This window comes from Janthinobacterium aestuarii (genome assembly GCF_051380835.1).
GTDB lineage: Bacteria > Pseudomonadota > Gammaproteobacteria > Burkholderiales > Burkholderiaceae_D > Janthinobacterium > Janthinobacterium aestuarii.
The window spans coordinates 49,663-62,597 of sequence record NZ_JBNYXU010000015.1 but is presented as its reverse complement, the minus strand read 5'-3'; the positions used below and the strand labels follow the sequence as shown (position 1 = coordinate 62,597).

Sequence of the window (12,935 nt, the reverse complement as noted above, 5' to 3'; positions counted from 1 at the left end):
AACCGGTTCGATCGAGTTGCCAGCAGACAAAGAAATGGTCATGCCAGGCGATAACGTGTCGATCACCGTCAAGCTGATCAACCCGATCGCGATGGAAGAAGGTCTGCGCTTCGCTATCCGCGAAGGCGGTCGTACCGTCGGCGCCGGCGTGGTTGCAAAAATCCTCGCATAAGGAAATGTTATGCTTCCACCCGGGGCGTCCTGGGTGGTAGAATAGCACTCCTCGAAAGTTTTACGTAGGGACGTAGCTCAATTGGCAGAGCGTCGGTCTCCAAAACCGAAGGTTGGGGGTTCGATGCCCTCCGTCCCTGCCACCGTCAAGGTGCAGGGCACCGAAAGTAGAAAAATGTCAAATCAATCCGTGCAAACCGTTAGCACGTCGAGTGACAAGATAAAAGTCGCGCTGGCAATAGTAGCTGCGATTGCAGGAGTAGTCGGGTTTTATTACCTGGCAGGCCAACCAGCTCTGGTGCGTGCAAGCGCGCTTGTGGCTGGTTTGGTTATTGCTGTTGCGCTCTTGTATGTCTCGACGACCGGCCGTGAATTTCTCAATTTCGCCAAAGAAGCTGTGCGCGAAACCAAGAAAGTCGTTTGGCCTACCCGCAAAGAAGCCACGCAGATTACTGCGATCGTGTTTGCCTTTGTGCTGGTCATGGCGATTTTCCTGTGGGGCACGGATAAATTGCTCGAGTTTTTGTTGTATGACGTAATTCTGGGTTGGAAAAAATAATGAGCGAAAATGTGCATGATGAAGCGGCGGACGAGTCTGTTCCGGGCGACGCTCCGGTAGCGGACACTGGTGCAGCGCTGAGCGTGCCAGTCAGCAGCAAGCGCTGGTATGTCGTGCATGCTTATTCCGGCATGGAAAAAAGCGTCATGCGCGCACTGACCGAGCGCATCGAGCGCGCGGGCATGCAAGACCAGTTCGGCCAGATTCTGGTGCCGATCGAAGAAGTTGTCGAAGTCAAGAATGGTGTGAAGTCCGTCACCGAACGTCGTTTTTATCCTGGCTATGTGCTGGTTGAAATGGAAATGACGGACGAGAGCTGGCATTTGGTTAAGAACACTAGCAAGGTTACCGGTTTCATTGGTGGCAAGTCGAACAAGCCGACGCCGATCTCCGCGCGCGAAATCGACGGCATCATGAAGCAGATGCAGGAGGGTGTTGAAAAGCCCCGTCCAAAAACCTTGTACGAGGTGGGCGAGCAAGTCCGCATCAAGGATGGTCCGTTCACCGACTTCAACGGCAATGTCGAAGAAGTCAACTACGAGAAATCCAAAGTGCGCGTCTCGGTCACCATTTTCGGCCGCGCTACACCGGTAGAGCTCGAATTCGGCCAGGTCGAAAAAGTTTAAAGGCGGTTCACAAAACCGTAGCGAGCGGATGTGAGTTGTGGCTGAGAAGCGGAGCTGTGCGAATGCACAGTGAGCATCGGAAGCCGCAAATCGCGCCGCGCAGTAGGTTTGAAAGCGCCACCAGGAGCGTTGCGGTAGTCTCAGCAAAATCCGGTCAGAGGAGCCCCGCCAGGGTAGGATCGGCGGGGCGCTACTACTCAATCCAAGATAGGAGCCATCATGGCAAAGAAAATCATTGGTTTTATCAAGCTGCAAGTGCCAGCTGGTAAAGCAAACCCATCCCCACCAATCGGTCCAGCTCTGGGTCAACGTGGTCTGAACATCATGGAATTCTGCAAGGCCTTCAATGCACAGACCCAAGGTCTGGAGCCAGGCATGCCGATTCCAGTCGTGATCACCGCGTTCGCTGACAAGTCCTTCACGTTCGTGATGAAGACGCCTCCAGCAACCTACCTGATCAAAAAAGCTGCTGCGATCACCAAAGGTTCGCCGAAGCCACATACCGACAAAGTCGGTACGCTGACCCGCGCACAAGCTGAAGAAATCGCTAAATTGAAAACCCCTGATCTGACCGCTGCCGACATGGATGCTGCTGTACGCACCATCGCTGGTTCCGCTCGTTCGATTGGTATCACGGTGGAAGGTGTTGTATAATGGCTAAGTTATCCAAACGTATCAAGGCTTTGAAAGCCAAAGTCGACCGTACCAAAGTGTACGCTTTCGACAACGCTGTCGCTCTGATCAAAGAGTGCGCAACGGCCAAGTTCAATGAATCGATCGACGTATCGGTACAACTGGGTGTTGATCCTAAGAAATCCGACCAAGTGGTGCGCGGCTCCGTCGTGCTGCCAGCTGGTACCGGCAAAACCGTACGCGTGGCAGTATTCGCGTCGGGCGAAAAAGCGGAAGCTGCTAAAGCAGCTGGCGCCGACATCGTTGGTATGGAAGACCTGGCTGAGCAGATCAAAGCCGGCGACATGCCTTTCGACATCGTTATCGCTTCGCCAGATACCATGCGTATCGTTGGTACCCTGGGTCAGATCCTGGGCCCACGCGGCATGATGCCTAACCCGAAAGTTGGCACTGTTACTCCTGACGTCGCTACCGCCGTGAAAAACGCGAAAGCCGGTCAAGTTCAGTACCGTACCGACAAATCCGGTATCATCCACGCTACCATCGGCCGTAAATCGTTCGCTGACGCAGATCTGAAATCGAATCTGGTCGCACTGATCGACGCACTGAACAAAGCCAAGCCAGCATCGAGCAAAGGCGTGTACCTGCGCAAAGTTTCGCTGTCGTCGACCATGGGCGCTGGCGTCCGTGTTGACCAGGCTAGCCTGGCAGCTTAAGTAACAGAATCAAGTCCTGTAGCGCCTTCGGGCGCTGCGGGCGCATCTTTGGGCTGTCTGCCCGGTGTTCGCACCAGGCAGGCAGACAATCAAAGACCGTTGGGCCGACTGCGATCGCACATGCAGAAGGTTAATAGGCTTGCCGGCAACGGCAAGTGCCCAACGCAGATGGTGTACCCGAACAAGTTTTGTAGTCCTCATGCTGCGTGAATCCATCCGCTCAGTTTAGTACTTCTTGACTTCGGACGCCGTGTTCGAACCGATGCAAGGCGCTCAACCACTCGGTTGTGATTGCCGAACATCATTTAAGGAGGTTGACCGTGAGTCTCAATCTGAATGACAAAAAGGCCGTCGTCGCCGAAGTTTCCGCACAAGTAGCTAATGCGCAAACGATCGTCGTGGCCGAATATCGTGGCATCCAGGTTGGTCACTTGACGCAACTGCGTGCTAAAGCGCGTGCCCAAGGCGTGTACCTGCGTGTGTTGAAAAACACTCTGGCTCGTCGCTCCGTTGAAGGTACCGCATTCGCCAGCCTGGCAGATGCCATGACCGGCCCGTTGATCTACTCGATCTCGGCCGATGCCGTTGCAGCAGCTAAAGTCATCGCTGACTTCGCTAAAACCAACGACAAACTGGTCATCAAAGCAGGTAACTACGCAGGCAAGCCGCTGGATACAGCTGCTGTCACCGCGTTGGCGAGCATTCCTAGCCGTGAAGTCCTCATCTCGCAGTTGTTGGGCGTTATGCTGGCTCCGGTTTCGGGCTTTGCACGTGGTCTGGCTGCCCTGGCAGCGAAAAAAGGCGAAGGCGCCGAAGCTCCTGCGGAAGCAGCAGCAGAAGAAGCCCCAGCAGCCGCTTAATTGCGCGCGCTTTTTTCTCTCAGTACCAATCTGATGTAACTAACGTAATAAATTTAGGAGTTTCAAAATGGCAATTAGCAAAGACGATATCCTGGAAGCAGTTAGCGCCATGTCCGTAATGGACCTGAACGACCTGGTTAAAGCATTCGAAGAAAAATTCGGCGTGTCCGCAGCAGCGATGGCTTCGGCCGGTCCTGCAGCAGGCCCAGCAGCAGCAGCTGAAGAGCAAACCGAGTTCAACGTTGTGCTGGACACCTTCGGCGCAAACAAAGTTGGCGTCATTAAAGCAGTTCGCGAAATCACCGGCCTGGGCTTGAAAGAAGCTAAAGACCTGGTCGATGGCGCACCAAAAACTGTGAAAGAAGCAGTGTCGAAAGCTGACGCTGAAGCTGCAGTGAAGAAACTGATTGAAGCCGGCGCAACCGCTTCGATGAAGTAATATCTGTACCGGCGGCAGTTAGCGCCCGAGTCAAAGTCTGAGGTTTCCCCTCGCAAGGGGGGAAATCCGACTTTGGCTCCTTTGTCGTCTGCATCGTATTTGTCACGTAGTTGTAGCAGCAGTTTTTATTCGATTCAAGCCGGAAAGCAGAGCCTTGAGGTTTCGTCTGTGTCACACGCAGCGGTGCAAACGAACACTTGCAAAACCTGAATTTTCTATCCTTTCTGTCACTCACGGAGTGTCCATGCACTACTCATTTACTGAGAAGAAACGCATTCGCAAATCATTCGCGAAGCGCGCCAACGTTCACCACGTTCCGTTCCTGCTGGCGACCCAGCTCGAGTCTTATCATAGCTTCTTGCAAGAGGACATAGCACCGTCCGGCCGCAAGAATGATGGCCTGCAGTCGGCTTTCACTTCGATTTTCCCTATCGTTTCGCACAATGGTTTTGCGCGTCTCGAATTCTTGTCGTACGTTCTGGGCGATCCTGCCTTTGACGTCAAAGAATGTCAACAACGTGGCCTGACGTTCGCGTCGCCGCTGCGCGCGAAAGTGCGCCTGGTGATCCTGGACAAGGAATCGCCAACCAAGCCCGTCGTCAAAGAGATGAAGGAACAGGAAGTCTACATGGGCGAATTGCCGCTCATGACGACCACCGGTTCGTTCGTCATCAACGGCACGGAGCGGGTTATCGTTTCCCAGTTGCACCGTTCGCCTGGCGTGTTCTTCGAGCATGACCGCGGCAAGACCCACTCGTCCGGTAAACTGCTGTTCTCCGCGCGTATTATTCCTTACCGCGGTTCGTGGCTGGACTTCGAGTTCGACCCGAAAGACATCCTGTTCTTCCGCGTCGACCGCCGCCGCAAGATGCCAGTAACGATCCTGCTCAAAGCCATCGGCATGTCGCACGAGCAAATCCTGGCCAATTTCTTTGTCTTCGACAATTTCAACCTGCGCTCCGAAGGCGCGGAAATGGAATTCGTCTCCGAGCGTCTGCGCGGCGAAGTGGCGCGTTTCGACATCGTCGACAAGTCGGGCAAGACCCTGGTGCTGAAAGACAAGCGTATCAACGCGAAACACGTGCGTGATATCGAAGCTGCCGGCATCAAGCACATTTCCGTACCGGAAGACTACCTGCTGGGCCGCGTATTGGCGAAGAATATCGTCGATGGCGACACCGGTGAAGTCGTCGCTTCCGCGAACGATGAGCTGACCGAAGATCTGTTGGGCCGTCTGCGCGATGCCAACATTTCCGAAATCCAGACCTTGTACACGAACGACCTGGATCAGGGCGCCTACATCTCGCAAACCCTGCGTATCGACGACACCGCCGACCAGATGGCTGCGAAAGTGGCGATCTACCGCATGATGCGTCCAGGCGAGCCGCCAACGGAAGACTCCGTTGAAGCGCTGTTCAATGGCCTGTTCTACAACTCGGACCGCTACGACCTGTCGGCTGTGGGCCGCATGAAGTTCAACCGCCGCATTGGCCGCGATGAACTGACCGGCGCCATGACCCTGTCGAACGAAGACGTGCTGGCCGTGATCAAGATCCTGGTGGAACTGCGCAATGGCCGCGGCGAAGTCGACGATATCGATCACCTGGGTAACCGTCGCGTGCGTTGCGTGGGCGAACTGGCCGAGAATCAATTCCGCGCCGGTCTGGTGCGTGTTGAGCGCGCCGTCAAGGAACGCCTCGGCCAAGCCGAAGCGGACAACCTGATGCCGCACGATCTGATCAACTCGAAGCCGATTTCGGCCGCGATTCGCGAGTTCTTCGGTTCGTCCCAGCTGTCGCAGTTCATGGACCAAACCAATCCTCTGTCGGAAATTACCCACAAGCGCCGCGTATCGGCTCTGGGACCCGGCGGTCTGACACGCGAACGCGCCGGCTTTGAAGTGCGCGACGTGCATCCGACCCACTACGGCCGCGTCTGCCCGATCGAGACACCGGAAGGTCCGAACATTGGTCTGATCAACTCGCTGGCGTTGTATGCCCGCCTGAATGAATACGGCTTCCTGGAAACCCCGTACCGCAAGGTCGAAGGTTCCAAGATTACCGATCAGATCGACTACCTGTCCGCCATCGAAGAAGGCCGGTACATCATCGCTCAGGCGAATGCGACCATCAACGACGCCGGCATGCTGTCCGATGAACTGGTCTCGGCCCGTGAAGCTGGCGAAACCATCCTGGTCTCCCCGGAGCGCATCCAGTACATGGACGTGGCCCCAGGCCAGATCGTTTCCGTCGCTGCCTCGCTGATTCCGTTCCTCGAACACGATGATGCGAACCGTGCATTGATGGGCGCCAACATGCAACGCCAGGCTGTGCCTTGCTTGCGTCCGGAAAAAGCGCTGGTCGGTACCGGTATCGAACGCACCGTTGCGGTCGACTCGGGCACCACCGTGCAAGCGCTGCGTGGCGGTATCGTCGATTACATCGATGCGGGCCGTGTCGTGATTCGCGTCAACGATGACGAAGCGCAAGCTGGTGAAGTGGGCGTCGACATCTACAACCTGATCAAGTACACCCGTTCGAACCAGAACACCAACATCAACCAGCGTCCTATCGTGCAAGTGGGCGACCGTGTTGCCAAGCGCGACGTGATCGCCGACGGCGCATCGACCGACCTGGGTGAATTGGCGCTGGGCCAGAACATGACCGTGGCCTTCATGCCATGGAATGGTCTGAACTTCGAAGATTCGATCCTGATCTCGGAAAACGTCGTCAAGGACGACCGCTACACCTCGATTCACATCGAAGAGTTGTCGGTGGTGGCCCGTGACACGAAACTGGGCGCGGAAGAAATTACGCGCGACATCTCGAACCTGGCTGAAAATCAGCTGGCACGTCTGGATGAGTCCGGTATCGTCTACATCGGCGCTGAAGTTCAAGCCGGCGACACGCTGGTTGGTAAAGTGACGCCGAAGGGCGAAACCCAGCTGACCCCGGAAGAGAAGCTGCTGCGCGCGATTTTCGGCGAAAAAGCCTCGGACGTGAAAGATACGTCGCTGCGCGTGCCTTCGGGCATGATCGGTACCGTGATCGACGTGCAAGTCTTCACCCGTGAAGGCATCGTGCGCGACAAGCGTGCCCAGCAAATTATCGATGACGAACTGAAACGCTTCCGTCTGGATCTGAACGACCAGATGCGTATCGTCGAAGGCGATGCCTTCCAGCGTCTGGAAAAAATGCTGATCGGCAAAGTTGTCAACGGCGGCCCTAAAAAGCTGGCCAAAGGCGCCAAGATCACCAAGGAATACCTGGCCGATCTGGACAAATACCACTGGTTCGACATCCGCCCTGCGGACGACGATGCAGCGGTAGCGCTGGAAGCGATCAAGGAATCGATCAACGAGAAGCGTCACCAGTTCGATCTGGCCTTCGAAGAGAAGCGCAAGAAACTGACGCAAGGCGATGAGCTGCAACCAGGCGTACAAAAAATGGTCAAGGTGTACCTGGCCGTGAAACGCCGCCTGCAGTCGGGCGACAAGATGGCAGGTCGCCACGGTAACAAGGGTGTGGTTTCCCGTATTGTTCCTGTGGAAGACATGCCATACATGGCCGACGGCACGCCAGCCGACGTTGTGCTGAACCCGCTGGGCGTTCCTTCGCGGATGAACGTTGGTCAGATTCTCGAGACGCACTTGGGCTGGGCTGCCAAGGGTCTGGGTATCCGTATCGGCGAAATGCTGAAGGCGCAAACCAAGGTCGAGCAAGTGCGCAAGTACCTGACGACGATCTACAACGACAACGGCCGTGCGGAAGACTTGAACGACTTCGACGACGAAGAGATCATGAAGCTGGCGGAAAACCTGAAAAAAGGTGTTCCATTCGCCACGCCAGTGTTCGACGGCGCCAATGAAGCCGAGATCCGCCGCATGCTGGACCTGGCGTATCCGGACGACATCGCCAAGAACCTGGGCATGACCGCTTCGAAAAACCAGGTGACCATGTATGACGGTCGCACCGGTGAAGCGTTCGAGCGCAAGGTCACTGTCGGCGTCATGCACATGCTGAAACTGCATCACTTGGTCGATGACAAGATGCATGCGCGTTCGACCGGGCCTTACTCGCTGGTGACGCAACAGCCACTGGGCGGTAAAGCCCAGTTCGGTGGTCAGCGTTTCGGTGAGATGGAAGTCTGGGCACTGGAAGCGTATGGCGCGTCGTATGTCTTGCAAGAGATGTTGACCGTCAAGTCCGATGACGTGAATGGCCGTACCAAAGTGTACGAGAACCTCGTCAAGGGCGATCACGTGATCGACGCCGGCATGCCGGAATCGTTCAACGTGCTGGTCAAGGAAATCCGTTCGCTCGGTATCGATATCGACCTCGAACGCAACTAAACGACAGGCTTATTGACCCAATAAGCGTCATTTGGTTTGGGAAACACAAAGCCCGGCTGGGAAACCACGCCGGGCAATGTAGTCTCAGGAATATAGAAATTTAATCACCTCTGGAGTGATACATGAAAGCACTGCTCGATCTATTCAAGCAAGTACAGACCAACGAGACCTTCGATGCAATCAAGATCGGTCTCGCTTCGCCTGAGAAAATCCGTTCGTGGTCCTACGGCGAAGTCAAGAAGCCGGAAACCATCAACTACCGTACCTTCAAGCCTGAGCGCGACGGCCTGTTCTGCGCCAAGATCTTTGGCCCGATCAAGGATTACGAATGCCTGTGCGGCAAGTACAAGCGCCTGAAACACCGCGGCGTGATCTGCGAAAAGTGCGGCGTCGAAGTCACCCTGGCCAAAGTGCGCCGCGAGCGCATGGGCCACATCGAGCTGGCCTCGCCTACCGCGCACATCTGGTTCCTGAAGTCGCTGCCGTCGCGTCTGGGCATGGTCCTGGACATGACCCTGCGGGACATCGAACGCGTGCTGTACTTTGAAGCATACGTCGTGACCGATCCAGGCATGACCCCGCTGAAAAAGTGCCAGATCATGTCGGAAGACGACTACGCCGCCAAGTACGAAGAGTACGGCGACGACTTCACCGCCTTCATGGGTGCCGAAGGTATCCGTGAACTGCTGCGCTCGATCGACATCCACCGCGATGCCGAAACCCTGCGCGTGGAACTGAAGGAATCGAAATCCGAAGCCAAGATCAAGAAATACGCGAAGCGCCTGAAAGTGCTGGAAGCGTTCCAACGTTCGGGCATCAAGCCTGACTGGATGATCATGGAAGTGCTGCCAGTGCTGCCGCCGGAACTGCGTCCGCTGGTACCGCTGGACGGTGGCCGTTTCGCGACCTCGGATCTGAACGATCTGTATCGCCGCGTCATCAACCGTAACAACCGTCTGAAACGCCTGATGGAGCTGCGCGCTCCAGAGATCATCACGCGCAACGAAAAGCGCATGCTGCAAGAAGCAGTCGATTCGCTGCTGGACAACGGCCGTCGCGGCAAAGCGATGACCGGCGCCAACAAGCGTCCGCTGAAATCGCTGGCAGAGATGATCAAGGGCAAGGGCGGCCGTTTCCGTCAAAACTTGCTGGGCAAACGCGTTGATTACTCCGGTCGTTCGGTCATCGTCGTGGGCCCGCAATTGAAACTGCATCAGTGCGGCTTGCCGAAACTGATGGCGCTGGAACTGTTCAAGCCATTCATTTTCAATAAACTGGAACTGATGGGTCTGGCTACCACGATCAAGGCCGCCAAAAAGCTGGTCGAGATTCAAGAGCCGGTCGTGTGGGACATCCTGGAAGACGTGATCCGTGAACATCCGATCATGTTGAACCGCGCACCGACCTTGCACCGTCTGGGTATCCAGGCGTTCGAGCCAGTCCTGATTGAAGGCAAGGCCATCCAGCTGCACCCGCTCGTCTGCGCCGCATTCAACGCCGACTTTGACGGTGACCAAATGGCGGTCCACGTTCCTCTGTCGATCGAAGCGCAGATGGAAGCACGCACCCTGATGCTGGCATCGAACAACATCCTGTTCCCATCGAACGGCGAACCATCGATCGTTCCTTCCCAGGATATCGTGCTGGGTCTGTACTACGCGACCCGCGAAGCGATCAATGCGAAGAACGAGGGGATGATGTTCCCTGACGTGTCGGAAGTGATCCGCGCCTATGACAACAAGGAAGTCGAACTGACGACCCGCGTTACCGTGCGTATTACCGAATACCCGAAAAACGCCGAAACGGGCGAATTCGAGAAAACGGTAACGCGTTACGAAACGACGATCGGCCGTGCGATCCTGTCGGAAATTCTGCCAAAAGGCCTGCCGTTCTCCGTCCTGAACCGCGCGCTGAAAAAGAAAGAAATTTCCAAGCTGATCAACACGTCGTTCCGCAAGTGCGGCCTGCGCGCCACCGTGGTGTTCGCAGACAAACTGATGCAATCGGGTTTCCGCCTGGCGACACGCGCCGGTATCTCGATCTGCGTCGACGACATGCTGGTACCGCCTCAAAAAGTCACCTTGATCGCGACGGCCGAATCGGAAGTCAAGCAGATCGAACAGCAATACGCCTCGGGTCTCGTGACCGCCGGCGAGCGTTACAACAAGGTAGTCGATATCTGGGGCAAAACCTCGGATGAAGTCGGCAAGGCCATGATGGACCAGCTCAAAGTCGAAGACGTGATCCGCCGCGACGGCACCAAGTCGACGCAAGAATCGTTCAACGCCATTTACATGATGGCCGACTCCGGCGCGCGCGGTTCCGCAGCCCAGATTCGCCAGTTGGCCGGTATGCGTGGTCTGATGGCCAAACCGGATGGCTCGATTATCGAAACGCCGATTACCGCGAACTTCCGCGAAGGTCTGAACGTTTTGCAGTACTTCATTTCGACCCACGGCGCTCGTAAAGGTCTGGCCGATACGGCGCTGAAAACGGCTAACTCCGGTTACCTGACGCGTCGTCTGGTTGATGTGACGCAAGACTTGGTGGTGATCGAAGATGATTGCGGCACCATGAACGGCGCCGTCATGAAGGCACTGGTCGAAGGTGGTGAAGTCATCGAACCGTTGCGTGACCGTATCCTCGGCCGCGTCGTGGTGCATGACGTCGTCAATCCTGAAACCCAGGAAACGCTGTACGAAGCCGGCACCCTGATGGACGAAGACATGGTCGAAGAGATCGAACGTCTGTCCATCGATGAAGTCAAGGTCCGCACGCCACTGACTTGCGACACGCGCTTCGGCCTGTGCGCCAAGTGCTATGGCCGCGACCTGGGCCGCGGCATGCTGGTCAACGCCGGCGAAGCCGTCGGTGTGGTGGCAGCGCAGTCGATTGGTGAGCCTGGTACCCAGCTGACCATGCGTACGTTCCACATTGGTGGTGCGGCTTCGCGTGCGGCAGTGGCATCGTCGGTGGAAGCCAAGTCGAACGGTACCATCCGCTTCACGGCAACCATGCGTTACGTGACGAACGGCAAGGGCGCGCAAATCGTCATTTCCCGTTCCGGCGAAGTGCTGATCACCGACGACCATGGCCGTGAGCGTGAGCGTCATAAAGTACCGTACGGTGCGACCCTGATCGTCAAGGACGGCATGGTCATCAAGGCCGGTACGGCCCTGGCAACGTGGGATCCTTTGACGCGTCCGATCATTACCGAATACGCCGGTCAAGTGCGTTTCGAGAACGTCGAAGAAGGCGTTACCGTAGCCCGTCAGGTCGACGAAGTGACCGGTCTGTCCACCCTGGTGGCGATCGATGCGAAACGTCGCGGTTCGTTGACGAAAACGTTGCGTCCGCAAGTCAAGCTGATCAACGACGCGAACGAAGAAGTCAAGATCGCCGGCACCGAACACTCGGTGGCGATCGGCTTCCAGGTCGGCGCGCTGATCATGGTCAAGGACGGTCAACAGGTATCGGTTGGTGAAGTGCTGGCACGTATTCCTACCGAATCGCAAAAAACGCGCGATATTACCGGTGGTCTGCCACGCGTTGCCGAACTGTTCGAAGCGCGCTCGCCGAAAGATGCCGGTATGCTGGCGGAAGTCACGGGTACGGTTGCGTTCGGTAAAGAAACCAAAGGCAAGCAGCGTCTGGAAATCACGGACATGGACGGCAACAAGCATGAGTTCTTGATCACCAAGGACAAACAAGTGCTGGTGCATGACGGCCAAGTCGTGAACAAGGGCGAGATGATCGTGGACGGCCCGGCCGATCCGCAAGACATCCTGCGCCTGCTGGGTATCGAAGCGCTGGCACGTTACATCGTTGACGAGGTGCAAGACGTGTACCGTCTGCAAGGCGTGAAGATCAATGACAAGCACATCGAAGTGATCGTGCGTCAGATGCTGCGCCGTGTTCAGATCGTCAATGCCGGCGACACCAACTACATCGTTGGCGAGCAGGTAGAGCGTTCGGAACTGCTGGACGAGAACGATCGCATGGCCGTTGAGAACAAGATTCCAGCGACCTACGAAAACGTCTTGCTGGGTATTACCAAGGCATCGCTGTCGACCGATTCGTTCATCTCGGCCGCATCGTTCCAGGAAACCACCCGCGTGCTGACCGAAGCGGCGATCATGGGCAAGCGCGATGGTCTGCGCGGCCTGAAAGAGAACGTCATCGTCGGCCGCCTGATTCCTGGCGGTACGGGCCTGGCCTTCCACCGCGCACGCAAAGAGAAAGAAGCGTGGGAAGTGGAAGAGCGTCAAGCGCTGCTGCTGGCCGAGAAAGCCTCGATGGCTGGCGAAGCTGCAGAAGCGTTGCAGGATATCGAGACCCAGCAACACCACGGCGACGAAGCGTAATCTACGCTGCTAGCTGACAAGAACGGCACCTTCGGGTGCCGTTTTTTTATGTCCGTTACTGCGGCCTTCCACCGCACAGGCAAAGAGAAGACCGCAGAGTTTCAAGCCCCGCTGCTGGCCGATAAAGCCCCCCTGGCCGGTGAAGCTACCGAAGATATGCTGGTTATCGAAACCCGGCAACATCACGGCGACGAAGCGTAATCTGCGCTGCTAGCT

The 12,935-nt window shown here is 56.4% G+C and carries 10 protein-coding genes and 1 tRNA gene; all 11 read left to right on the top strand.

Going from position 1 to position 12,935, the window contains the following annotated elements; all coding sequences use genetic code 11:
• On the top strand, positions 1-172 hold a 172-nt coding region (locus ACQ4WO_RS27830), incomplete at its 5' end, for an EF-Tu C-terminal domain-related protein (RefSeq protein WP_495542774.1).
• Between the two features lie 66 nt (positions 173-238).
• Positions 239-314: transfer RNA gene (locus ACQ4WO_RS27825), tRNA-Trp, on the top strand.
• A gap of 32 nt (positions 315-346) precedes the next feature.
• Complete coding sequence (gene secE, locus ACQ4WO_RS27820) at positions 347-730, top strand: preprotein translocase subunit SecE (protein ID WP_010394308.1); 384 nt, start codon at positions 347-349, stop codon at positions 728-730.
• Entirely contained in the window at positions 730-1,356 is a 627-nt protein-coding gene (nusG, locus tag ACQ4WO_RS27815; protein ID WP_034753130.1) for a transcription termination/antitermination protein NusG, read from the top strand. The genes secE and nusG overlap by 1 nt, the downstream gene beginning before the upstream one ends.
• Positions 1,357-1,575: 219 nt before the next feature.
• Positions 1,576-2,010 (top strand): 50S ribosomal protein L11, encoded by a 435-nt coding sequence (gene rplK, locus ACQ4WO_RS27810; RefSeq protein ID WP_034753131.1) that lies wholly within the window; start codon positions 1,576-1,578, stop codon positions 2,008-2,010.
• Entirely contained in the window at positions 2,010-2,705 is a 696-nt protein-coding gene (gene rplA, locus ACQ4WO_RS27805) for a 50S ribosomal protein L1 (protein WP_034753134.1), read from the top strand. Before rplK ends, rplA begins: the two co-directional genes overlap by 1 nt.
• 320 nt (positions 2,706-3,025) lie before the next feature.
• The gene (rplJ, locus tag ACQ4WO_RS27800; protein ID WP_034753621.1) at positions 3,026-3,565 is read left to right on the top strand and encodes a 50S ribosomal protein L10; all 540 of its coding nucleotides are present in this window, start codon (positions 3,026-3,028) and stop codon (positions 3,563-3,565) included.
• 67 nt (positions 3,566-3,632) lie between these two features.
• Positions 3,633-4,004 carry a 50S ribosomal protein L7/L12 gene (gene rplL / locus ACQ4WO_RS27795; RefSeq protein WP_128141044.1) on the top strand — a complete coding sequence of 124 codons (372 nt, stop codon included), beginning with the start codon at positions 3,633-3,635 and terminating at the stop codon, positions 4,002-4,004.
• Between the two features lie 244 nt (positions 4,005-4,248).
• A complete protein-coding gene (rpoB, locus tag ACQ4WO_RS27790) occupies positions 4,249-8,355 on the top strand; it encodes a DNA-directed RNA polymerase subunit beta (protein WP_436484104.1) in 4,107 nt (1,368 codons plus the stop codon).
• Positions 8,356-8,477: 122 nt separating this feature from the next.
• On the top strand, positions 8,478-12,719 hold the full coding sequence (gene rpoC, locus ACQ4WO_RS27785) for a DNA-directed RNA polymerase subunit beta' (protein ID WP_034753138.1): 4,242 nt from the start codon (positions 8,478-8,480) through the stop codon (positions 12,717-12,719).
• Between the two features lie 48 nt (positions 12,720-12,767).
• Positions 12,768-12,920: a hypothetical protein gene (locus tag ACQ4WO_RS27780; RefSeq protein ID WP_436484103.1), complete on the top strand. Its 153-nt coding sequence runs from the start codon at positions 12,768-12,770 to the stop codon at positions 12,918-12,920.
• Positions 12,921-12,935: the final 15 nt, after the last annotated feature.

Coding starts and splice junctions, on each gene's coding strand:
- nusG (WP_034753130.1), top strand. CDS start 730: ATGAGCGAAAATGTGCATGATGAAGCGGCGGACGAGTCTGTTCCGGGC.
- ACQ4WO_RS27780 (WP_436484103.1), top strand. CDS start 12,768: ATGTCCGTTACTGCGGCCTTCCACCGCACAGGCAAAGAGAAGACCGCA.
- rplK (WP_034753131.1), top strand. CDS start 1,576: ATGGCAAAGAAAATCATTGGTTTTATCAAGCTGCAAGTGCCAGCTGGT.
- rpoC (WP_034753138.1), top strand. CDS start 8,478: ATGAAAGCACTGCTCGATCTATTCAAGCAAGTACAGACCAACGAGACC.
- secE (WP_010394308.1), top strand. CDS start 347: ATGTCAAATCAATCCGTGCAAACCGTTAGCACGTCGAGTGACAAGATA.
- rplL (WP_128141044.1), top strand. CDS start 3,633: ATGGCAATTAGCAAAGACGATATCCTGGAAGCAGTTAGCGCCATGTCC.
- rpoB (WP_436484104.1), top strand. CDS start 4,249: ATGCACTACTCATTTACTGAGAAGAAACGCATTCGCAAATCATTCGCG.
- rplA (WP_034753134.1), top strand. CDS start 2,010: ATGGCTAAGTTATCCAAACGTATCAAGGCTTTGAAAGCCAAAGTCGAC.